A 22,903-nucleotide genomic window follows, 5' to 3' on the forward strand; every position below is an offset into this window, starting at 1 on the left:
TGGACATGCTCTCTCCTCCGGCGACGGGCTCTCCGTCCTGCCTCGCTAGAGAACGTGCTGGGCGCGCGAAAGAAGGATCACCAGCGAGTGAAGATTTCTCGATCCTTGCGTCGACGTCAGGCGCCGAGCGAGGCTCGGGTCGCGAGCTTCGCCTCAGCGCGCGGGGGGCTCCGCGGCCCGCGGGGCCGAGCCGCCCGGCCTCGGCGCGGCACGCCTCGGGGTCCGCGCTCAGCGCGGTGGGCGCTTGCGATCGCGGAACCACGCACGCACAGCCTCCATGCGCGCGCGCTGCTCGGCGGGCGCCCGCGCGCGACACGTCGCGTGCTCGTCGGTGCCGGCCTTCGCTCCCCAGCGGTGCTCGACGCAGTCGTTCGGGTTGTACGCGGTCTGGAACGCCTCGGCGCGCGACACGATCTCCGCGAGCGAGAGCTCGAACGGCTGCCCGTCGGAGCGTGCATATTGCACCTTTCGCTCGGCGAGCGCTCTCGCGAGCTCCTGCTCGAGGCGTACCTTGGTGTCGGCTGAGGCGCCGAGATAACGTCCGGGTCGACGCGCGACGCGCGCCGGGAACCCCGTCGCGACGTCGATGGCGATGAGCAAGCGGAGGTCGCGTGAGGGCGTGGAGAAGTCCTCCCACGGGCCCTGCGCCTCGAAGATCTTCGCCCCCTCGGGCATGGGCGCCGACGGCCCGCGCTTGTCGAGGAACTTGCGCCCGTTCTCGACGGAGATGACGCGTGTCCGCACCTGCTCGTCGAGCGCCACGACGATCTCGCGCAGCGCGCTCGAAGGATCGCGCGGCGTGGGCGACAGCACGTCGTCCATCGCGTCGTAGAAGGCCTCGAGGTCGAGCGACGCCTGCTCGACTGAGAAGTGCCAGCGCGGATCCACAGCGAGGCGCGCGTCCGCCGCGCGCGAGACGACGCCCGCGCGGAGCGACAGCGGCCGAAAGCGCTTGAAGCCGGGGCCTCCGAGCGCGGGGTCCTTCGCGAACAGGAAGTTCCCGCGCCAGAAGCGCTTGCGGCCTACGGTGCCGTCCGGCTGACCGTCGACCGCATAGAGGACGCCGCCGCGGTCCTGGGTCTCGCGCAGGCGCTTGGCGACGACCAGCACATGACCGTACGGGTCGGCGAACACGGCGCCGGGCCGGAGCGCGTCCCACGAGAGCGCGATGGGGTAGTAGTCGCTCTCGGCGTCGGCGAACGGCGTCCGCGCCGAGCCGGAGTGTACGCGATCGGCCAGGGTGACCCGCACGAACGTGCCGAACGCCTCCGCCGGTGGCGAGCGCTTCCGCGCCGCTGGCTCCGACTGGGTCTCGAGTCCGTCGCAGTCGGGCGGCGCGCCGCCGCCCCCCCTGGAGCACGCAGCCATCGCGAACGGCAACCCGAGCTTCCACGCGAAGGTGGCGCGGAGCACGTAGGGGAGGTCCGCGCAGTCCGGGCGGATCACCGGGGCGTGGCTCGAGTCCTCGCCGTACCCGAGGTGATCGTAAAGGAAGTTTCGCTTGGGGTCGCGCAGCACCTCGTGGAGCGCCGCGAAGCTCATCGCCTCGCCCTCGGGTGCGTCGAACAGCGCCTCAATCCATGCAGAATACAGATTCTCGAGCTCGGGGTCCCACGAGCGGCGCGCGACCCACAGCGCGCCGTCGGGCGCGCGGGGGCCTGGGTAGGACCGCGGCGCGAGCGGGATGGCCAGCGATTTCTCCCCCGGCGCGCCCTCGCAGTCGCCCTCGACGAACCGAGCGGTGAGCGCGTCGTCGCTCGACGACACCTCGGTCGTCCAGAAGTACGGCGGGCCCCCGCGACGGGTCTCCGCGACGGCTTCCGGCCTGCCATTCGCCGCGCCGCGCACCTCGAGCCGACCGCCGAGCGCCCCCTCCGAATACGCGACCACGCGCACCGGTGCGCCCTTCGCAGGCGACGCCGGCGACACGAAGAGCGTCACCCCCGCCGCTCCGGTGCACGCGGCGCGAGGCGGTGGCGGCGGCGCAGGCGGAGGGCCCGCCTCGACCGGGGCGGACGCCGTCGCGACCGACGCCCGCGGCGCGGTGTCGCTCGGTGGCGCGGGGGTCTTGGTCGCGCAGCCGCCCGCGACCAGCGACGCCGCCGCGGCGGCGAGCGCCACCACGTGCAGGACACGGCGCGCGCGAGGGCTCACGCGAGGCAGGTTCGGTGAAACTCGCGCATGAACGACGCGAGCGACTGGGCGGCGGCCACGGGGACCGCGTTGTAGAGCGAGGCTCGCACGCCCCCAACGCTGCGGTGCCCCTTCAGGCCGACCATGCCGCCCGCGGCCGCGTCGGCCACGAAGCGCGCCTCGAGCTCCGCGGTCGGGAGCCGGAAGACGACGTTCATGAGGGAGCGACTCCCGAGCTCGACGGGGCACCGGTAGAAATCGGGAGCGCGATCGATCTCCGCGTACACGAGGCGGGCCTTCTCTTCGTTCTGGCGCTCGATGGCCTCGATCCCCCCCTGCCCCTCGAGCCACAAGAGGACGTTGCGCACCAGGTAGATCGCGAGCGTGGGCGGCGTGTTGAAGAGCGAGCCGTGCTTCGCGTGGACCGCGAACCGAAAGATGTCGGCCACGTCGTCACGCGCGCCCGCCATCAGCTCGTTGTCGGCCACGACCACCACCACGCCGGAGGGGCCGAGGTTCTTCTGCGCGCCGGCGTACACGAGCGCGAAGCGCGACATGTCGAGGCGGCGTCCGAGAAAATCACTAGACATGTCGCACACATGCGGCGCACGTGAGCTGGGAAATGGCGTCTCGGGGGTGAGGCCGAGCTGCACGCCGTGGATGGTCTCGTTGCTGGTCGTGTGGAGGTACGCCGCGTCGTCGCTCAGCGTGAGCTCCGTCGCGCGAGGCGCCCGCGTGCCCTTCCGAGAGCCCTCCCACGGGACCTCCCGCGCCGACGCGCCGAGGGGCCCCGCGAGCTGGGTCGCCTCCCCGAGCGCCTTCTCGCCCCACACCCCGGTGACCACGTACTCGGCCTCGCGCCCGCGCCGGAGGAGGTTCATCGGCACGGTCGCGAAGCACTGCGTGGCGCCCCCCTGAAGGAGCAGCACCGTCTTGTCGGTCCCGATCTGGAGGTGCTTCGCGAGCAGCGAGAGCGCCTCTTGATGGAGCCGCTCGTAGGCCTTCCCGCGGTGGCTCTGCTCCATCACGCTCATGCCGGTGCCTTGCCAGTCGAGCAGCTCATCGCGAGCGCGGAGCAGCGCCTCCTCGGGGAGCGCGGCGGGGCCCGCGCTGAAGTTCATGACTCTGGCCATGGGTCGGTCTCTCTCCGCGCAGGTCGCGCGATCCTCGATCATCCCTACGCCCGCGCCGCGCGGGCTGTTCCGCGGCGCGGGCTGCGCGCTCAGTCGCGGAGCTTCCTGTACTTGATGCGGTGGGGCTGATCGGCGGCCGCGCCGAGGCGCTTCTTCCGGTCTTCCTCGTACATGCGGTAGTTGCCCTCGAACCAGTCGACGCGGCTGTCGCCCTCGAACGCGAGGATGTGGGTCGCGATGCGGTCGAGGAACCAGCGATCGTGGCTAATCACGACGGCGCAGCCCGGGAACTCGACGAGCGCGTCCTCGAGCGAGCGGAGCGTGTCGACGTCGAGATCGTTGGTCGGCTCGTCGAGGAGGAGCAGGTTGCCGCCCTCCTTCAGGAGCTTCGCGAGGTGGACGCGGTTCCGCTCTCCGCCCGAGAGGTTGCCGACCTTCTTCTGCTGCTCGGCGCCCTTGAAGCCGAACCACGAGCAGTACGCCCGCGACGACACCTCGCGCTTGCCGAGCGCGAGCTTCTCCTCGCCGCGGGAGATCTCCTGCCAAACGCTCTGCTCGGGGGAGAGCGCCTCGCGGCTCTGATCGACGTACGCGACCTTCACCGTCTCGCCCACGCGCAGGGTGCCGACGTCGGGCTTCTCTTCGCCCAAGATCATGCGGAACAGCGTGGTCTTGCCCGCGCCGTTCGGCCCGATCACGCCAACGATGCCGCTGCGGGGCAGCCGGAACGAGAGGTCGTCGAAGAGCAGCTTGTCGCCGAAGGCCTTCACGAGGCCCTCGGCCTCGAGCACGACGTCACCCAGGCGCGGCCCCGGCGGGATGCTGATCTCCGCGGCGTCCGCCGGGCCCTTGCTCGCGTTCGCCATGAGCTCGTCGTAGGCCGAGAGCCTCGCCTTGCTCTTCGCTTGTCGCGCGCGCGGGCTCTGCCGAACCCACTCGAGCTCTTGTTTGAGCTTACGCTGCCGCGCGCTCTCCTGCTTCTCCTCCTGCGCGAGGCGTGCGCCCTTCTGCTCGAGCCAGCCGCTGTAGTTGCCCTTGTACGGGTAGCCGCGGCCGCGATCGAGCTCGAGGATCCACTCGGCCACGTCGTCGAGGAAGTAGCGATCGTGGGTGACCGCGACCACCGTGCCCGGGTACTCCTTCAGGAAGCGCTCGAGCCACGCGACGCTCTCGGCGTCGAGGTGGTTCGTGGGCTCGTCGAGCAGGAGCATGTCGGGGCGCCCGAGGAGGATGCGGCACAGGGCGACGCGGCGCTTCTCTCCGCCCGAGAGGTGGGAGATCTCGGCCTCGCCCGGCGGACAGCGGAGCGCGTCCATCGCGACGTCCACGCGCTGATCGATGCTCCAGGCGTCGGCCGCGTCGAGCTTGTCCTGCAGCTCGCCCTGCTCGGCCAGCGTGCGCTCCATCTCGTCGTCGCCCATCGGCTCGCCGAGCTTCGCGCTGAGCTGCTCGAACTGCTCGATGAGGGCGCGCACGTCGCCCACCGCCTGCTCCACTGCCTCGCGCACCGTCGTGGCGTCGCCGAGGTCCGGCTCTTGGGCGAAGTACCCTATCCGCACGCCGGGGTGCGCCTTCGCCTCCCCGTAAATCTCCTTGTCGAGGCCCGCCATGATGCGGAGCAGGCTGCTCTTGCCCGAGCCGTTGGAGCCGATGACCCCGATCTTGGCGCCCGGAAAGAACGCGAGGGTGATGTTCTCGAGAACCTTCTTGTCGGGCGGGTGAACCTTCGTCACCTCCCGCATCGTGAAGATGTAGTCCATGCCCCCCCTCTCCTAGCGGAGTTGGGCGCCGGCGAGAACGGCGACCGCGCCGATTCCGGAAGATGTTCCTTCTGACGGCCAGACTTCGTACACTCGGCGCCACGCAAAGGGGTATCGATGAACATTCGTTTCGCGTTGATGTTGGGCCTCGGCGTGGCGCTCGCCACGACCGGTTGCAAGAAGAAGGGCGCCGCGGGCGCCGACGCCGGCGGCGGGGGCGAGGGCACGGAGGCGCCGGTCGCGGCCACCACGCTCAAGCAGAACCCTGCCGTCGTCGAGCATCTGAAGAAGCTCGCCGACGGGTGCACCGTGTCGGTCGACTCCGCCTCGGTCTACTCCTGCAAAAATAAGGAAGACTCGGCCTTCTACGACTGGATCCGTGCGAACCGCCCGAAGGACCTCTACGAGACCTACGCGTCGGTCATGGCGGGGACCGACGCCAAGGCGAAGGCGGTCGCTATCTCCCAGGCGAACAACACCTTCAGCACCCTGGACAAGGACCTGAAGAAGGCGAACGCCACGAAGGCCGTCGCCAACGCGTTCTTGTCCGAGCTCGAGAAGGACGACGGCTACGCGGTGCGCCTGGCGGCCCCGGCGACCGACCTCGCGTTCATCGCCGGCCAGAAGGAGCGCCTCTTCAAGGTGACGGACGGCCTCCACAACACGCCGGCGCGAAACACCGCGTACCGCACGTTCATGGAGTTCGGCCGGCTCGACGCGTTCGAGAAGCTGAAGGAGGTCGCGAAGGACAAGGACTTCACCGTCGCCGCCCTCGCCGCGCCGCGCAACATGTACGACTGGACCGGCCCCGAGAAGGCGGCCATCTGCCCGTGGGCCAAGTCGTTCCTCGACAACGCCTCACTCCCTATCGCGGCCGAGGCCGGCTACGACGCGATCAAGTGCAAGGGTGAATACGTCGACGCCCTCCAGGACGAAGGCGACAAGCGCCTGAAGAACAAGCAGTTCGACGAGCCGTTCGCGATGGTCTTCCGCGAGATCTGCTTCGAGTTCATCGGCGGCATCACCGGGCAGGCGGGGGCGAACCCGCAGTGCAAGCGCAACTACGCCTTCCTCGAGCGCGTCACGAACGACGAGAGCGTCAAGCCCGAGGTCCGCGGCCGCTCGCTGTGGAACATCTACTACCAGCGCCGCGACAAAGAGAGCCTCGCGCTCATGCGGAAGTACGAGAAGCACAAGAACCCCGAGATCGCGAAGCGCGCGAAGGAAGCGATCCAGTCGCTCACGACGACCTACAAGCTGAAGTAGCGTCTCACGCCGCGTCCCACGCGCCGAGGCCCGCTCCGGTCACCCGGGCGGGCCTCGCGTCATTTTGGGGCTGTGGACGGCGAGACCTCGCCATCGGCTGGGCTGGCACCCGCGTTCACGCCGCGGCGCCCTACGCGCCGCCGGGCATCACTTCTTCGCTTCGACGATCTCTTCCTTCAGCGACGCGATCGTCGACACGAGGTCGGCGAGCTCGGTCTCGCCGATCTGCTTCTCTTCCATCGCGGCCTTGAGGTCCTCGAGCAGGGTCTCCCACTGCGCGGCGGTCACCTTCAGGCCCTTGAACGCCTCTTTCCACGGCTTGCCGGCATACTTGCAGTCGCCGCCCGCCTTCTCGCACATGTGGTCGAAGAGCATGTCGCGGAACTGGTCGATCTTCAGGGTCTTGGAGAAGATCTTCGAGACCTTCTTGTCGCCCTGGACGTTCTTGGCGAACACCTCGAGCACGGCCTTCAGCTTGTCTTTGCCGCCCAGACGCTCGATGAGCGGCTTCGGCTCCGGGGGCGCGGCGTCGACCTCCGCGGGGGGCGCGGCGTCGGCCACCGCCTCCACGACCGGGGGCTCCTTGGGGGGCGGCTTCGCGCCACAGGCGACGGCGAGACCGGTGGCGCAGGCGAGGGCGGCGATGGCGAAAAGGCGGGTCTGCATGGCGCCCGCGACGATAAGCGCTTCCGCGGCCCGAGGGCAAGAGAAGGCGCCGCTCACCCCACCACGTGGCGGCGGGGAGGAACGCGCACTCGACGCTGGGGGCCGGCGCGCTGTACCCTCGGCGCGTGGGCAGCTCCTCGCTATCGATGGCCGGCCGTCTCCTCGTCACTGCTGAGGGTGGCCCGTTTCAGGTCGAGTACGCGCTCTTCGACGCCGGGGAGATCGCGCTCGGGCGCAACGCGCTTGGGCGCCCATTCGAGCAAGGCTACGCCACGACGGCGGGTGACGCACGGCACCGCCTCGCGCAGCTGGGGGCCACCCCGCAGCTCGCGGACACGTGCGTCGACGTCATGCAGCCGACCCTCGTACGGGCGTACGCGCGCGGCCCGATGGTGCGGAAGCTCGCGACGATGCTCGACACCCAGCTGCTCTTCGAGAGCGGCCGCTACGAGGTCGGCGCCAACCACGCGGGCGCCTACGAGGGCACCTTCCTCGATCTCGCGGCGCTCGCGCTCGACCTCGGGTACCCCTCGATCGGGGCCCTCTTCCACGCGCTCTACCTCTCCGTCGTGCTCGCGAGCGCCCCGACGGGCGCCCCGGTCGAGCTCGACACCCGCGAGCTCACGCTGAGCCTCAAGCCGGGCGAGCGGACCCATCGGCGCGTCACGCTCGAAGGGCTCGTCGAGCTGCCGTCGCTCCTTCAGGATCTCGCGAACCGCGGCGGCGGGCGCGGCGCTCGGGGCCGCGAGCTCTCCCGCGAAGCGCTGCTCACGCTCCTCGACGAGCGGGCGACGCCAGGCACCGACACGGACGCGTACCGGACGGCGCTCGACACGCGCGAGCTGCCGACGCGCGGTCCGCTGGCGCGCGCCGACCTGTGGGAAATCGAGCTTCTCCTCGACGCCGGGGACCGCGGCGGCGCACACGAGCGCCTCGAGCGCGTCGAACGCGCCGGGGGCCGATCCCCCGCGACCGCGTACCTGCGGGCCCGCCTCGAGTTCCTCGCGGCCGGGGAGGACCCTGCCGTGCTGGCCGCGCGCGTCTCCGCGCTCGCGCTCTCGATGACCTCGTTCGTGGAGCTGGGCCTCCTTGCGGGCGAGGCGTGGATGGCGGCGGGGGACACCCGGCGCGCCCACGCGCACGCCCGCGACGTCATCGCGACCAAGGGCATCGACGCCGCCCTCGTCGAGCGCGCCAACGCCGTGCTCCACGGCACGGTACGCGGCCCCTCGCCTCCGTCGCAGCCCCGCGTCGCCAAGGCCCCCGTGTCGGTGGCGTCGACCGACGAGGTGATCGCGCCGTTCTTCCCGGACCCGCGCGCCGAACCCGGCCGCGCGCGCCCTCCACAGCAGCTCGAGAACCTCGCCGTCGCGCAGCGGAGACCGAGCCACTCGGGCCTCGTCCGCGTTCAGGCGCCGGGCCCAGCGGCTCCGGCGGCTCCGGCGCAGAGCCCCGAGGTGGCGCCGCGCCCGGGCCCGCCCCCGCCCGAGACGCCAAGCTCCGCCCGCCTGACGGGCCCCGTGGGCAGCCGAGCGGCGAGCGCGCCCCCCGCAGCAGTAGCGCCGCCGCCGCCCGCGGCCCCGTCGAGCGCGGCGCGCGCAAGCTGGCCAGCCGCAGCCGCAGCCCGCGCCGCCCGGGCGACTGAGCCACCCTCGGCACCGGACCGAGCCCTCAGCCGACCGCCGAGCGCGCCGGCCGGCCCCCGCTCCGCGGCTCCTGCCGCGCCGCCCTTCGCACCTGCCGCGCCGCCCTTCGCACCTGCCGCACCTGCCGCACCTGCCGCACCTGCCGCACCTGCCGCACCTGCCGCACCTGCCACACCTGCCGCAGCCTCCGCCGCCACCCGCCCGACGGCTCAGGACCTCCCACGGGAGACGGCGCTGGACACGCCGCCAACCTTCCCGACGCCGCCGCCGCGCCCCGCGCCAGCGCCGGCGGAGGCCGAGGCCGAGGCCGCACCGGGCCCCCCGAGCGAGCCGCCGACACCCCTGCCGTCGCTGGGTCCAGGCGTGTCGCCCGCCTGGAACACGCTCGACGACGAGGACTCGCTGCCTCCGACCCCCGACGAGGTGCGCGAAGCGTTTACCGACCACGACCTCGACGAAGACGACCTCGTCGAAGACGACCTCGTCGAGGACGAAGGCGAGGACGACCTCGTCGAGGACGAAGACGAGGACGCGACCCCCGCTCCGGCTCGGCGCGCCCCCGCGGACTCCGAGCCCCCGTCGATCCCCACCTTCGTGGCCACCGCGCCCTCGAGCCCCCCGGTCGAGCCCGAGGCCGCCCGCCCAGCCTCCGCGGCACCGCCAAAGGCGACCAGCGAAGCGCCGCGCCCGCCCGCTCCCGAGGCGCCGGCGGCGAGCGCAGCCTCCCTCGACTCCCCCGCCTTCTCGCCCGCTGACAACACGCTGCCGCCTCACCTCGCGGGCCCGGCGACCGACGAGGAGTCGGCGCCCGTCGCCGCATCGACCGCGGGACCGGACGACGACGACGACGACCCGCCGTTCGCGGTCGCGCCGCGCGTCGAGGAGAGCCAGCCCGGCGACGTGTTCGGGCCGATCCCGGTCCCCTTCCCCTCCTCGTTCCCCGCCGAGCTCGCCGAGCCCGTGCTCGGCGTGGCCGAGGTCGACGTCCCCTCGCCGACGCTGTCGGGCGAGTTCATGCGCGGCGCCTCGAAGCCGCCGAGCGTCGAGAGCGATCCGCTGGCAATCTTCGCGCGCGCGCCTCTCTTTCCGCGCGCGGACCCCAGCGGCGCGGAGCCCGCCGCCGAGCTGCCGCTGCCGGCGTGCCTCAGCGCCGCCCTCCTGGTCGACACTCACCCGACGTGTGTTCTCGAGGCACGGGTCCAAAACACCCTGCTCGCGCGCGAGCTCGGCCTCACGTATCGCTCGGCGCGAGGCATCGAGCTCCGCGCCGACCTGTCCGGCATCGAGCACATGCAGGCCTATCTCTTCCGGCGCTTCGCTGGCGGCGCCGTCGACACGCCCGAGGGCGCGCGGGAGGCGCAGCTCCACGGCGCCTTCCTCAGCGAGATCCTGGCCCGCAGGCTCGGCGCCGAGTGGATCGATCTGAGCGCCCATGAGCCGGGTCACTGGGAAATGGTGGTGGCGCCTGGCACCCGGGTGTGGCCCTTCGGGCGCGTGTCGAGGCTCATCGTCAAGGGCCACAAGGAGCGCGACCTCGTGTCGTACTTTCTCGAGCTCGAGTCGAAGCGCAGCCGCGTGGCGCGCTGATCCGCGCGACCGCGGCGCTCGCGTCTGGCGGGGTCTCTGCTACGAACCTTGAAGGGCGCTCGCGCGAGTGTGCGGCGCCGACGGCGAGAGCAAGGACGAGGCGATGTCGGACGCGCGCAACAAGGCCACGTGGACCCTCGAGGAGCAGGCCCGCGCCCCGCGCGAGCTCGTCGACCAGACCTCTGGCGAGCGGTTCGATCGAATCGCGTTCGCGGCGCGGGCGGTGGCGCTCCTCGGCCCGCGCAACACGCGCGTGGCGGTCGCCCCCGCGCGGCGCATGTTGCTCGAGTCGGGGCGGGCGTGGGGGCGCGGCGAGGGCGCGCGGTGGGCCACGCTCTACGTGCCGCCCGACGCCTCGAGGCGCGCCATCGCGGTGGCGGTCGTCGCGCTCGGGGGCGCGCCACACACCCCGTACGCGATCGACATCTTGATGAACGCGGACCTGCTCTGAGCCTCGCGGGCCGCGATCGCGGCGACGAAATTCACTGCGCGACGATCGAGCCGTTCGCGTTGTCGCGCGACTTGTCGTGCAGGTAGAACGAGTAGGTCCCCGCCGCGTTCACCTCGCGGGCCTGCCCGTTCTCCACGTTCCCCTCGAAGGCGCCCGGCGCGATGGGCGCGTTGCGGTTGCCGTGGTTGAACCCGCCCGTGTTGCCGGCGTGGATGATGTGCCCCATCGAGTCGTTGTTCTTGATCTTCACGGCGATTTTTTTGCCGCCGAGCTTCAAGTCGATCGGCGCAGGCGCGAAGGCGGTGTTGGCCGCCATGCCCGTGAGAGCGCCAGCGTTCGGGGGGATCGACAGGGTGAGAGTGGGCGAGACGGTGACGTTCACCGGAGTGGCCCGCGCGCCGCTCGCGGACGTGGCGGTCACCGTGAGAGTCACCGCGCCAGGCGTGACCCCGCTCGACGTCTTCACCGTGAGCATCGCCGAGGCCGACGCCGTGGTGAGCTCGAGAGACGTCTTGTCGAAGGTCGCGGCCAGCCCCGCGGGGGCCCCGGTGACGGTGAGGTCGACCTTGCCCGTGAAGCCCTCCCTGGGCGCCACGTTGACGGTGAGCTTCGACTCGGCCATGAGCTCCAGCGTGGGCGCGGCGTTGTCGAGGGTGATGTCGAGCTTGCCGGCGCCGGTCGGCTGAGCCGGAGGCGGGGTCGCGCCACCGCCTGTCGACGGCCCCTCCCCACCGGCAGCACCCGACCCGCCGGCAGCACCTGGCGTCGCCGCGGGCCCCTGGCCGGGCGTTGGCTCGTACGTGCCCTTGCGGTAGTAGCCCGACGTGTTCTCTCCGGCGTCACCACAGGCGAGGGCGAGCGAGCCACCAAGGACGGCAAACACAAGCGCGACGGCGGTTCGCATGGAGGGGAGGCTGCAATCCTTGCGCCATCCACTCGTCGTCGCGACCTACACCCCCCGACAACCCCCTCCACTCACGCTTTCCCGCAAAAGTTGCGTCGGCGTGGCGGAGCTCGCTTGCGGGCGGCCGCGTGGCGCTGGCGCTGTGGGGGCCGCGCGACCATGGGTGGGGGATGCACGCCCCATCATCCAGCTCGTGCGCCGCGGCGACGAACGAGCGTGACCAGGGCCGCGCACGCGGCGGCCAGCGTGAGCTCCCCACCGCACGCCTTCGGCTCCGGAGCGCCGGCGCAGAGGCATCCCCGCCCTCGCCTCGGAGGCTCGCTGCCCGCGGCGCTCCCTGCGTCGGCCCCCGCGGTCATCCCGGCGTCGTTGGTCTCGCCCTCCGCGCCGGCGCCTCCCGCGCCCGCCTCCTGGGCACCGGCGTCTCGCCACGGCGCGAGGGTGGCGCGCACCTCGAGGTAGGACTCGCCGCACGGCCCCTTCAGGCGCCCGTCGCAGGGCACCGCGCCCTCGACGTTCGCAAAGGACGAGAGCGTGCGGAACGTCGCGCCGTCGTCGCTAGAGGCGCCGAGCGCGGGCCCACCCAACGTGAAGGGGTTCGCGCACTGGTAGAGCGCCGTTTCGGTCGCCGTCAGGCACTGAACCCCCACCTGGCCCGCTCGCGCGAAGGTGCGCCCGCGGTCGCGCGAGACGAACACCCCGTCGGCGGGGAGCCCCGACCCCGCCCAGACGCGCGCGCCGTCCGGCGAGATCGCCGCGCCGTACATCGCGCTCGGCATCGACAGCACCGTGCGCGTCGTCCTGCCGGCGTCTTCCGACAGGGCGACCTCGCTGCCCTCGAGGTGGAGAAACCGCGAGAGCACGCGGTCGGGATCTCGCGGGTCGACGCCGATGAGGAAGTAGGCCCCATCGTGCGACCGGACCTGGTCCTGCTCGACGAACTGGCGCCCGCCGTCGTCCGAACGAAACAGCCGCCCCTTCAGCGTGCCGTTCGGCTGACCGCTCACGTAGACCCTCGAGGGCTTCGATGGCGCCGCGTCGACGGTCACGAGGTACATGCCCTCGAGCCCCTTGCCGCCGCGCTCGAAGCGCCTGCCTGGCGCGCCACGAAAGAGCGCGCTCGGCCGCCCCGGGGTCGTGGTGATGACGAGCACGACCCCGTCGCCGTCGACCGACAGGTCCTTCACCGTCTCGCCCTCGAGCTCGCGCACCCGGCTCACGGTGCAGAAGTCGCGGGTGGTCGCGAGCCCGGCCTCGAGCCCCACGTAGAGGGTGCCGTCCTTCGCGAACGCGATCGGCGGGTCCCAGGTGCCGCTGTAGCCGAAGGTCTGCTCGCAGACCCAGCGGAACGTGCGGCCACCGTCTCGCGAGACGAGGAGGCCGAACGTGCTGCGAAGCACGAGCACCGGCTGCGCGCCCGCGGGCGTCGCGGAGCGAGGCGCGACCACGAGCTGCTGGGCGAGCGGGAAGCGGCCGTTCGCGTGCGCGGAGCGCGTCGTGTAGCCTGCGACGGCCGCGATGAGGAGGAAGAAGGCGATGGCCCGCACGGGCACTCTCTACACCGGATCGGAGGCGTGGTTCGCCCCGACGCGCCCGCTCGCGGCGCGCGCGGCCGGCGGGGTCCTGGTCGGCGCGCTCGCGCTCGGGTGCAAAAAGGCGCCGCCGCCGCCGCCCGCGCCCCGCGCGATCCCGACGCCGCCGGAGCGCGCCATCTACGTCACCAACAACGGCTCCGACTCCCTCAGCGTCATCGACCGAGACGGGGTCACGGTCACGAACGTGCCGCTCGACATCGATCCCGACGCGCGGGAGGCCCCGCACCACCTCGGGCAGGCGCCTGGCGGCGACATGTTCGTAGCGCTCGCGTTTCCACCCGAGGGCGCATCGCCTACGAAGAAGAAGCCGCACGCGGGCCACGGCGTGTCGACCTCGCCCGGCAGGCTCGCGCGGCTTCTGCCAGGCTCGCTCACGGTCCGCGCCACACGGGACGTGGACGAGAACCCGGGCGACGTGGTGGTGAGCCACGACGGCAAGAGCGTGCTGGTCACTCACTTCGACATGAAGCGGGCCATGACGGTCGCGGCCGCCGGGAACGCCAGCCCGGCCACGATGTTCGCGCGCCTCCAGGTTTGGAGCGCGGCGTCGCTCGAGCTGCGCGCCCAGCGCCCCCTCTGCGTGGCGCCGCACGGAATGGCGCTCACGCGCGACGATCGCACCGCGCTCGTCGCGTGCTACGGGTCCGATGAGCTCGCCGCGGTGGACCTCACGAGCCCAACGCTGCCGACCGCGCGATACCCGCTCGGCGGCACGCCCGGCGTGCCCGGCGTGCCCCGCTACGGTCCCTACTCCGTGACGATGGTCGGCGACGACAGCGCCCTCGTGGCGAGCCTCGAGGGAAACGATCTACGCGTGTTCGACCTCCGCGCGCGCGCGTTCGTCGCGAGCCGCACCGTCCCCATGGGGGCGAAGGTCTTCATGCCGGCGGTGCAGGGCACGACCGTGGCCTATGTGCCCTTGCAGGCGCCCGACAGCCTCGCGCGGGTCGACCTCGCCGCCGGGAAGGTCACGGTGCATGTAGTCAAGCCCATTGACGAATGCCGCGCACCACACGCGTTCGCGCTCGCCGGAGACCGCCCCTTCGTCGTGTGCGAGGGCGACCACAAGACGCCCGGGACGGTGCTCGAGGTCGACCCCAACACGCTCGCCACGCTGCGACGGTGGACCGTAGGCGTCAACCCCGACGGCCTGCTCGTGGGGCAGGCGGGCGGGAACCCCACCCCGTGACGGACCGTGAGGCCGGGGTGCACCGCGTGCTGGTCCTCGGCGCCGGCTTCGCGGGGCTGGCGGTGGCCTGCGAGGCCGCCGGGCGCGGGCTGGAGGTCACAGCGACGTCGCGCTCCCTCGAGCGGGCGACCGCGCTCCGCGAGGCGCACCCCGCCCTCGCCGTCGAGCACCTCGCGCGGCTCGACGCCAACGTGGCCCGCCTCGTCGGGACGGGCACGCACGTGATCGTGACGTTCCCTCCGGACGGCGCGACGGACGCGCGCGTCGCGCCCCACCTCGCCCACGCGCGAGCGCTCACGTACCTCTCGACCGTGGGCGTCTACGACGATCACACCGGCCACCTCGACGACACGACGCCGCTGCCCGCCACGCCATCGCCGCGGGCGACCGCGCGCCTCGCCGCGGAGCAGCGCTGGCGCGAGGCCGGCGCGACGGTCCTGCGGTGCCCCGCGATCTACGGAGCGGACCGCGGGGTGCACGTGCGGCTCGCGCAGCGCACGTTCCGCGTCCCAGGCGACGGCTCGCGGGCGACGTCCCGCCTCCACGTCGAGGACCTGGCGGCGCTCACGCTCGCGGCGGCGGCCTTCCGCGCCGACACCTTCGTCGTGGGCGACGAGCACCCCACCACCCACGACGAGGTCGTCCGGTGGGTGTGCGCCCAGCGTGGGCTGCCGCACCCGGGGTACGTCCCGCTCGAAGAGGTCCACCCCACGCTCCGCGCGGACCGCCGCGTCGACGCCTCGCGCGCGCTCCGCGAGCTGCGCGTGACGCTGCGCTTTCCCTCCTACCGAGAGGGCATGCGGGCGTAGTCCCGGCCGCTCACGCGCGCCTCAGGAGAGCAGGCGCCCGGGGGTCACCACCACCTCGGCGAGCTCGAGGCATGCCGCCACGACGCTCCCGACGTCTTCGTCACCGCTCACGGGGAACCGGTGCGCCCGCCCCTCGCGGGTCCAGAAATCGACGCGGGCGACGCCGTCTTTGCGGCGGCCGCAGGCGACGAGCCCGTACGCCTCGAGCACCTCCGCGACGTCGGCCGCGAGCTCGAGCGCGTCGCGCGACGGAGCCGACGACGGGGGGCTGGCGGAGGCTCGGGGCGCGCTCATGGGCACCGCTTACCCCGGTGCGACGGCGGTGTCAAAGCGCTCCCGTGCGCCGCTCGCGCGCCGCCGCGCGCCCACCCGCGCTGGCTCCGGAGGCTCCGGCGTCCCTACGCGCTCCCCGCGGGCCCGGCGGCGAGGGCGCTGTCGCCGGGGGCGCCGCGTGGTACATCGGCGCCATGTCCATCCAGTGGTTCCCGGGGCACATGACCCAGGCGCGGCGCGCGATCGCCGACGCCATGCCGGGGTGCGACGTCGTGGTGGAAGTGCTCGACGCGCGCATGCCCAGAGCGAGCGAGAACCCGCTGCTCGCGGATCTCCGCGGCGCGAAGCCGTGCGTCAAGATCCTCGGCAAGAGCGACCTCGCCGATCCGGAGGTCACGACCGCTTGGCTCCAAGCTTTCGCCGAGCACCCCGAGCCGACGCGGTCCCACCCCGAGGGCTCGGTGCTCGCGTGCGCGCTGACGACCAAGCGCCCAGGCGAGCTCGCCGGGACGATCCACGCGCTCTGCGCGCGCCAAGTGCCGCATCGGAGCGCCGCCGGGAAGGCCATCCGCGCGATGATCGTCGGCATTCCGAACGTCGGCAAGTCGACGATCATCAACACGCTGATGGGACGCAAGGTCGCCGCCGTAGGGGACAAGCCCGCGGTCACGAAGTCCACGCAGAAGGTCGTGCTGAAGAGCGGCCTCATGACCCTCCTCGACAACCCGGGCATCATGTGGCCACGCATCGACGATCCACGCGCGGCGCTCTGCCTCGCGTTCGGGGGCGCGATCCCCGAGACGGCGATCGACTTCGAGGAGGTAGGCATGTTCGGCGCCGGGCTTCTGCTCCAGCGCTACCCGGGGCTCGTGGTGGCCCGCTACAAGCTCGACACGACGCCCGCCAGCGCGGAGGCCCTCCTCACCGAGATCGGGCGGCGCCGCGGCGGGCTCCGTAGCGGTGGCGTGGTCGATCTTCACAAGGCGGCGGACATCCTCATCCACGACTTTCGACAGGGGACGCTCGGGCGGATCAGCCTCGAGGGCCCGCGGCGCCCGGCGCCGCGCGCACCGGCGACGCCGGAAGGGACCGAGCCCTCCGTGGGCGCAGGGTCGTCCGCGCCCGCGCCTCCGTCCGGAGATCTCTCGTGACCCTCGCGCCCTTCGCTCGTGGGGTCGCGCTCGTCGCGCTGCTCGCGACCTCGAGCTGCCGACGCGACGAGGCCCGCCCGTTCCGCCCCGCCACCCCCGACGCGCTCTCTGCGACCCCGGCCGTCGCGACGGCGAGCGTTCCCCAGGGCTCCGGGGGATCCGTCTCGCAGGCCCCCCCACCCGCGCCCCCTCCACCCGCGACCACCGACGCGGCTCCCCCTCCCTCCGCGACGCCAAGCGCGCCCGTCATGCCCTCCGCGGGCTCCTCCGCGACGCCCTCCCCGAGCCCGGACGCTCCAGCGACGTGCCGTGGCGCGGCGCCAGCGCAAGGCACGACGCGAAGCGTCGGTGGGCGCACCTTCCACGTGTGGACGCCGGCGGCGTACGACGGCCGGCAGCGCCTGCCCGTCGTGGTCGTGTTCCACGGGTGGTACGCCACCGGAAAGGCGTTTCAGACGTGGTTCAAGATGGAAGAGCACGTCCGCGGCGAGGCCATCGTCGTCTACCCGGACGCGGCGGGCCCCATGTGGAGCCTGGTTGACGAGCGCGACACGACGTTCGTGGCCGGCCTCCTCGACGACGTCGCCGCGACGTATTGCGCCGACCGCGCGCGGGTCTTGGCGTTCGGGTTCAGCTTCGGTGGAAAGTTCACGCACAAGCTTGGCTGCACGAGCACGAAGCTCGTGAAGGCGATCGCCGTCGGCGACGGGAGCCTCGGGGGTGGCCTCGTCGGGTGCGGGAGCCTCCCAGTGCTGGTCACACACCGGACGCGCGACGACGACGAGCGCTTCGCGTGGGGCAAGACCGCTGCGGAGACCTGGGCGCGAGGCAACGGCTGCACGAGCGCGACGGATCCCATCGACCCCGCGCACGGCTGCGTCGCGTTCCGCGGGTGCAAGCCCGGGGCGCCCGTGACCTTCTGCGAAGACACCTACTTCAACCCGAGCTGGCCCCACGACTGGAACCACACGGTGCGCGAAGAGTACCGCGATCTCACCTGGGCGTGGTTCTCGAAGGTTCCATGAGGCGGCTGCGGGGCAAGCTCGACCGCCGCGACCGAGAACGGGGCCTCGGACTTGCTTCCGGCGGCCGAAGAACGGATCATAGGCTGTGACGTTGCGTCGCTTCGCTTTCTTATCGGTCGCCTCGCTCGCCATCGCGCTGTCTCTCGGCGGGTGCCTGGGGGTGGCTGGCATCTCCGATTTCCGGGTGGACCCTTCGGTAACCACCGGGGACTCCGGCCTCGACGCCCCCCCCGACGCCCCGCCGGTCGCGGACGTCGGCGGTGACGTCGACGCCTCCGTCGACGCCTCCGTCGACGCGGACGCCGACGCGCCCGCAGTCCGCTCGCCGGGGCTCTCCTTCGTGTCCGTCCCGGGCACGGGGGTTGGCGTCGGCAAGGGGATCACGGTCACTCTCACGACACGCAACGAAATCGGGGATCCGGTGCCAAGGGTCGGCTCGCAGGTCGTCTTCACCGTGTCCGGGGGCACCAGCGTCGTCAGCGTCGGCGCCACGACGGACGTGGGCGACGGCACCTACACGGCGGTGCTGACCGGCGTCACCCCGGGGACCAAGGCGCAGGTCACAGCGCTCCTCGACGGCGCCGCGCTCCGCACGACTCCCGCCTCACTGCGCGTCGTCAACCCGGTGTCCCTCGGCCTGACGTTCTCTCTCGACGCGAGCAACGTCGACCGCGGCGGCAACCCGGGCACCAAGCTCTGTCCTGCGACGGGCCCGACGCAGTGGGAGGACCTCGGGAGCGGCAGCACCATCTCGGGGGCGCTCCTCGGGTTCGCGGATCCATGCGGCGTGGGCTCCGGGTGGGAGGGCACGGGCACGGCCGCCGACCCGCACCGGCTCGCCTTCGACGGACTCGACGATCGCGTGTCGTTCGGGGCCGTGAACGACCTTCAGAAGTACACGATCATGACCTGGGCCCGGAAGACCGGGGACGGCACGCCGGGCAACACCGGCGCCTCCGGGCTCTTGAACGTCTTCCCGGTCGTGGCGAAGGGCGCGCCCGAAGCTGAGTCCGGCGCGCTCGACATCAACTACTACCTCGCGGTCTCCGACACGAACCGGATCGCGGTGGACTACGAGCACGTGGGCACGAGCATGAACGCGCCGCTCGTGGGCGGCAGCGTGCTCCGCGAGAGCGAGTGGTACATGCTCGCCACGACGCTGGACTCGGCCGCCGGGGCGCGCGCCGTGTACGTGAACGGCGCGGTCGACGGCTCCGCGCCCCCCGTGGCCGGGCCGGCGTCGGGCCTGTCGTCGGTGCTCGTGGTCGGCGGCGCCAACCGCAGCGACGGCACCGCAGAGGGGCGCTTTCGAGGCGACGTGGCCGTCGTGCTAACCTACGATCGCGCGCTCAGCGCCGCCGAGATCGAGGCCAACTGTCACGCCTTCTCGTCCCGCTTCGGGATGCGCTCGTGCAAGAACTGATCTCGCCCCGAAGGAGTCCCGTGACGCCACGCCGCTTCGTCCTCGCCACCGCGATCGCCATCGCGCTGCAGAGCCTCGCGACCGCGAGCGTCGCGCGCGCGGACACGCCGTCGGCCTCCGACAGCGAGACGGCGCTCCAGCTCTTCAAAGAAGGCAAGGCGCTGCGTGACGTGAACGACTTCCAGGGCGCGCTCGGCAAGTTCCGCGCGGCGTACGCGCTCGTCGCGACGCCCATCACCGCGCTGGAGCTTGGTCGCACGTACGCGGCCCTGGGGAAGTTCGTGGAGGCTCGCGAGGTGCTGCTCGCGGTCTTCCGCCTGCCGGTGCTGCCGAACGAGTCGGCGCGCGGCGCCGAGGCCAGGCAAGACGCGGCGCAGCTGGCCACGAACCTTCGAGCTCGCATCGCCTCGATCACGGTCCGACCGCGAGGCCCGGTCGATCCGTTCCTCAAGCTGTGGATAGACGGCGCGCTGGTCCCGACCGACGCGGTCTCCGCGTCCCACCTGCTGAACCCCGGGAAGCACCGGCTCGTCATCGAGTCGCGCGGTCAGACCGTGCGCTCCGAGCTCACCGTCGGCGAGTCCGAGGCGCGCGAGGTCGAGATCGTCCTGCCGCCGCCGGGTACCCCGCCAGGTGAAGGGCCCGAGCCGCCGCCCGTGGCGCCGCCGCCGCCTCCACGCACACCGGAACCTGGGAGCAACACGCTCCGGAACACGCTTATTTTTGGCGGCTTCGGGGCCGCCCTGGCGGGTGTGGGTGTTGGCGCGGCGACGGGGCTGATGACCCTCTCGCGGGCCGACAAGCTCAAGGGGGTTTGCACGAGCGACGGGCGCTGCCCTCCCTCGGCGCAGGCCGATCTCGACGCGAGCTCCACGACGGGCACGGTGTCCACGGTCATGTTCGGCGTCGCCATCGGCGGCGCCGCGCTGGGCCTCGCGGGCGTCTTCCTCACGACGGCAGAGCCTGTGAAGGTCGGCCAGGTCCGCCTCGTGCCCGCCGCTGGCGGCGTCTCCGGGACCTTCTGATCCCGCGAAGGCTCGCGGGCGACCTCGCCTGCGGCCGCGGCGCTGGCTCTACTTCTGGATCGTGCGCGTGAACATCACCGCGCCGCGCGTGTCGATGAACTCGGCGGTGAGCGCGCGCCCTTCGACGACGATGTACACGAACCCGAGCTCGAGTGACTGAAAGTGGGTCGGGTTCGCGCCGGGCAGCGACGTAGGGCCCGAGCCCGCGCCGCTGACGATGAGCTCGGTGCCGGCGCACCGCGCCGAGAGCCACTGGAGGCTGTGGTCGTGGCCGGCGAGGTAGAGGTCGACCTTCCCGCAGATCTCCCCGTCGAGGTAGCTCTTGACGCCGTCGCCGCTCCAGATCGCCACGCCGCGCGCGCCCTCGTAGGAGCCCGCGTTCCCGTGCGGACCGTTCGAGAGGTAGGGGTGATGCCCGAAGGCGATCTTCCACGGCGCCTTCGAGCCCGCGATGAACCCCCGCATTTCGCGGCGCTGCGTGGCGTCGCGCCCGAACATGGCCGAGTTGGTCTCGAGATCGAACAGCTCGACGCCGCGGACAGTGAAGTGATGGTACGCGGCGGGGAGCTTCCACTTCTGCGAGCGGCGGGTGTAGTCGACCTCGTACTGTCCGCGCTCGAACTCGTCGCCGGAGCCATTTCCGCCGAAATCGTGGTTGCCGAGCGTAGGGTAGAAGGGCGCGTCCACGCCCGCGTAGGGCTCCTCGAAGAGCGCGCGCATGCGGGGATCGTCGGGTGACGCCAGCCCGCTCGGGTACACATTGTCGCCAAGCATCACCACGAAGTCGCACCCGCTCTTGCGGCACTGGTCGGCCATCGCGGCGCCGACGCGGCGCTGGCGGGCCGATCCGAGGCCGGTGTCGCCGACCGCGATGAAGCGGACCGGGCCGTGGCCGGTGGCGCTCGCCGCATCACTCCCCACACCGGACGCCGCGCGCGCGTCGGCGGCGGCCCCTGCGTCGGCGACGATCGCGCGCGCCGCATCGGTCGCCGCTGCGGACGCCGCGTCGGCGCTCGCCGCGTCGAGCCCGGGCGAGGCCGAGGGTCGCGGGGCGGTCGCCGGCTCCGACGCGCGCCCGCAGTCACCGCACGCCGCGAGCACGGGGGCGAGCACGGGGGCGAGCAGGAGCGGCAACACGCGGCCCAGCGCGCGCCACGCTCGCGCTCTTGCACCGAGGCGCGTGGGCCCCGTGCGTCGTCGGTCGCGCGCCGTCATCTAGAAGATCGTCTCTTCGGGGGGCTTTCCCGGCCCCTTGCCGGTCCCGGTCGGCGGGGGCGGGGGATGCGGTTTCACGCTCACCTTCGGCCACGCCGTCGGCGTCGGGCTGGACGACGAGCCGCTGGGCGGGGTCGCGCTCGACTCCGCCGACGCCGTCGGGACGCTGGGGCCTACCGGGAGAGCCGCGGTCGCCGAGGGCGCGACCATCGCAGTTCCCACGGGCACCCCGGTCGCGAGCAGCGGCGGGGTCGCGCTCGCGCGCACCCCGTTCATCTGGCCGATCCCGTAGGCGGCTACGATGGCGAGGGCGATGCCCGCGGCGCCGAGGTAGACGAACACCGGCCGCACCGCGCGCTCCAGCGGGACCGCGGGCAGGTTCTCCGTGGTGTCGCTCGTGCTCAACCCGGGCGTCGACGACATGCGTACGCCACCGCCCTGCGCGCTCGAGAGGATCTCGCGTGTCCGCGCCCGCGCGTCCGCGGCCGCGATGGCGTGCTCGACGATGAGCTGCCGCGCCCTCGCCGTGTGGGAGAGGTTGTCGAAGAAGAATTTCTCGATCTCCCAGTGCTCGGAGGGCAGCACGGCCTCTTCGAGCGCGGTGGCGAACTCGAGGGCCGTCGCGTAGCGCTGCGAAGGCTCGGCGTGGAGCGCGCGCTCCACCACCACCCGCAGCGGCTCGGGCACGGTGAGCGGGAGCGGGGCGAGCGGCTCGCCCGCCAGCTTACGGATGAGCCTCGCCGCGTCGTTTGGCCCGCTGTGGGGCTCCTTGCCCGACAGCATGAGGTACGCGACCGCCCCGAGCGACCAGATGTCGGAGCGACGGTCGACCGCGCTCCCCATGGCGTGCTCCGGCGCCATGTAGGGGATCTTGCCCTTCATGACGCCGTCGGCGGTCTCTGGAGTGAGGCGCTCGCGCGCCTTCGCGATCCCGAAGTCGATCAACATCGCCCGGCCACGATCGTTCACGAGGATGTTCTGCGGAGAGACGTCCCGGTGCACGAGCCCGAGCGGCTCGCCGTTCTCGTCGAGGAGCTCGTGGGCGGCGTGGAGGCCACGGCACGTGTCGGCGATGATGCGCACCACGATCGGCGGCGGCACGACCTTGCCCGCATCGAAGAGCGCCTCGCAGAGCTGGTCGAGCGACTCTCCCGGGACGTACTCGAGCACCAGGTAGGGAATGTCCCAGAGCTGGCCCACCTTGAGCGTCGCGGCGACGCTCGGGTGGTTGATGGCCGTGACGATCCGCGCTTCGTCGAGCATCATCGCGCGGAACTCTTGGTTCGCCGCGAGCTCCGGCAAGATGGTCTTTATCGCGACGAGGGCGTGCGGGTCGTCGGCGTGGGCGTAGCGCGCGAGCCACACGCTCGCCATGCCCCCCTGCCCGATCTTGCACAGCAGCTCGTACCCATCGAAACGGAAGCCCGGTTCGAGCAGCACGGCGGCGGGTGGCGGGATCGAACGCACGACCCAGGCATTATCGCCCGCACAGCGTGAGACCGGCAAGCTCGCCTTGCGCCCGGTTAAGAAATCGCGCCCGCCGACCGCGGGTCGCGGCCTCGGGTCGCGGCGCGGCCGGGCTCGGGGGTCGCAACGCGCCGAGGCGGCCGGGCGGCCAGCGCTCGCGTGGTAGCGTGGGGAAATGCCCAAGA

General features: G+C 72.4%; 18 protein-coding genes. 9 read left to right on the forward strand and 9 right to left on the reverse strand.

Translation table 11 applies throughout. The features are described 5' to 3' along the window. Positions 1-228: 228 nt before the first annotated feature. The 3 genes from IPQ09_27825 to ettA all read right to left on the reverse strand — a co-directional run bounded on the left by IPQ09_27825 (position 229) and on the right by ettA (position 5,026). A complete protein-coding gene (locus tag IPQ09_27825) occupies positions 229-2,154 on the reverse strand; it encodes a hypothetical protein (GenBank protein ID MBL0197956.1) in 1,926 nt (641 codons plus the stop codon). After that, positions 2,151-3,266, reverse strand: a complete 1,116-nt coding sequence (serC, locus tag IPQ09_27830; GenBank protein ID MBL0197957.1) for a 3-phosphoserine/phosphohydroxythreonine transaminase — start codon at positions 3,264-3,266, stop codon at positions 2,151-2,153. The genes IPQ09_27825 and serC overlap by 4 nt, the downstream gene beginning before the upstream one ends. An 89-nt stretch (positions 3,267-3,355) precedes the next feature. Further along, positions 3,356-5,026, reverse strand: a complete 1,671-nt coding sequence (ettA, locus tag IPQ09_27835; protein MBL0197958.1) for an energy-dependent translational throttle protein EttA — start codon at positions 5,024-5,026, stop codon at positions 3,356-3,358. Positions 5,027-5,143: 117 nt separating this feature from the next. On the opposite strand from ettA, the gene IPQ09_27840 reads away from it, so the two are divergent. Beyond that, on the forward strand, positions 5,144-6,292 hold the full coding sequence (locus IPQ09_27840; protein ID MBL0197959.1) for a hypothetical protein: 1,149 nt from the start codon (positions 5,144-5,146) through the stop codon (positions 6,290-6,292). Positions 6,293-6,439: 147 nt separating this feature from the next. Here the strand turns inward: IPQ09_27840 and IPQ09_27845 are convergent, their stop codons facing one another. Beyond that, the gene (locus tag IPQ09_27845; GenBank protein ID MBL0197960.1) at positions 6,440-6,958 is read right to left on the reverse strand and encodes a group 1 truncated hemoglobin; all 519 of its coding nucleotides are present in this window, start codon (positions 6,956-6,958) and stop codon (positions 6,440-6,442) included. Between the two features lie 125 nt (positions 6,959-7,083). Here IPQ09_27845 and IPQ09_27850 point away from each other — a divergent pair, with 125 nt between their 5' ends. Beyond that, positions 7,084-10,191 (forward strand): hypothetical protein, encoded by a 3,108-nt coding sequence (locus IPQ09_27850; GenBank protein MBL0197961.1) that lies wholly within the window; start codon positions 7,084-7,086, stop codon positions 10,189-10,191. Positions 10,192-10,258: 67 nt separating this feature from the next. Next, the gene (locus tag IPQ09_27855) at positions 10,259-10,642 is read left to right on the forward strand and encodes a hypothetical protein (GenBank protein ID MBL0197962.1); all 384 of its coding nucleotides are present in this window, start codon (positions 10,259-10,261) and stop codon (positions 10,640-10,642) included. 31 nt (positions 10,643-10,673) lie between these two features. Here IPQ09_27855 and IPQ09_27860 read toward each other — a convergent pair whose 3' ends face one another. Beyond that, a complete protein-coding gene (locus IPQ09_27860) occupies positions 10,674-11,546 on the reverse strand; it encodes a hypothetical protein (protein ID MBL0197963.1) in 873 nt (290 codons plus the stop codon). 182 nt (positions 11,547-11,728) lie between these two features. After that, positions 11,729-13,093, reverse strand: a complete 1,365-nt coding sequence (locus IPQ09_27865) for a hypothetical protein (GenBank protein ID MBL0197964.1) — start codon at positions 13,091-13,093, stop codon at positions 11,729-11,731. Here IPQ09_27865 and IPQ09_27870 point away from each other — a divergent pair. Together IPQ09_27870 and IPQ09_27875 are read left to right on the forward strand one after the other, a co-directional pair. Next, complete coding sequence (locus IPQ09_27870) at positions 13,065-14,330, forward strand: hypothetical protein (GenBank protein ID MBL0197965.1); 1,266 nt, start codon at positions 13,065-13,067, stop codon at positions 14,328-14,330. The genes IPQ09_27865 and IPQ09_27870 overlap by 29 nt on opposite strands. Further along, positions 14,327-15,139, forward strand: a complete 813-nt coding sequence (locus IPQ09_27875; GenBank protein ID MBL0197966.1) for a hypothetical protein — start codon at positions 14,327-14,329, stop codon at positions 15,137-15,139. Before IPQ09_27870 ends, IPQ09_27875 begins: the two co-directional genes overlap by 4 nt. Positions 15,140-15,160: 21 nt before the next feature. Here the strand turns inward: IPQ09_27875 and IPQ09_27880 are convergent, their stop codons facing one another. Beyond that, on the reverse strand, positions 15,161-15,433 hold the full coding sequence (locus IPQ09_27880) for a hypothetical protein (protein ID MBL0197967.1): 273 nt from the start codon (positions 15,431-15,433) through the stop codon (positions 15,161-15,163). A 173-nt stretch (positions 15,434-15,606) separates the two neighbouring features. On the opposite strand from IPQ09_27880, the gene ylqF reads away from it, so the two are divergent. From ylqF to IPQ09_27900, 4 genes are all read left to right on the forward strand, one after another. Next, the gene (ylqF, locus tag IPQ09_27885; protein MBL0197968.1) at positions 15,607-16,563 is read left to right on the forward strand and encodes a ribosome biogenesis GTPase YlqF; all 957 of its coding nucleotides are present in this window, start codon (positions 15,607-15,609) and stop codon (positions 16,561-16,563) included. After that, complete coding sequence (locus IPQ09_27890; protein ID MBL0197969.1) at positions 16,560-17,588, forward strand: hypothetical protein; 1,029 nt, start codon at positions 16,560-16,562, stop codon at positions 17,586-17,588. Before ylqF ends, IPQ09_27890 begins: the two co-directional genes overlap by 4 nt. Before the next feature lie 184 nt (positions 17,589-17,772). Next, on the forward strand, positions 17,773-19,011 hold the full coding sequence (locus IPQ09_27895; GenBank protein MBL0197970.1) for a hypothetical protein: 1,239 nt from the start codon (positions 17,773-17,775) through the stop codon (positions 19,009-19,011). A 20-nt stretch (positions 19,012-19,031) separates the two neighbouring features. Continuing rightward, the gene (locus tag IPQ09_27900; protein MBL0197971.1) at positions 19,032-20,036 is read left to right on the forward strand and encodes a hypothetical protein; all 1,005 of its coding nucleotides are present in this window, start codon (positions 19,032-19,034) and stop codon (positions 20,034-20,036) included. A gap of 48 nt (positions 20,037-20,084) precedes the next feature. Here the strand turns inward: IPQ09_27900 and IPQ09_27905 are convergent, their stop codons facing one another. Together IPQ09_27905 and IPQ09_27910 are read right to left on the reverse strand one after the other, a co-directional pair. Beyond that, positions 20,085-21,251, reverse strand: a complete 1,167-nt coding sequence (locus IPQ09_27905; protein MBL0197972.1) for a metallophosphoesterase — start codon at positions 21,249-21,251, stop codon at positions 20,085-20,087. Continuing rightward, the gene (locus tag IPQ09_27910; GenBank protein ID MBL0197973.1) at positions 21,252-22,718 is read right to left on the reverse strand and encodes a serine/threonine protein kinase; all 1,467 of its coding nucleotides are present in this window, start codon (positions 22,716-22,718) and stop codon (positions 21,252-21,254) included. Positions 22,719-22,903: the final 185 nt, after the last annotated feature.

It is taken from the genome of Myxococcales bacterium (genome assembly GCA_016720545.1).
In the GTDB taxonomy this organism is placed as follows: domain Bacteria; phylum Myxococcota_A; class Polyangia; order Polyangiales; family Polyangiaceae; genus JAAFHV01.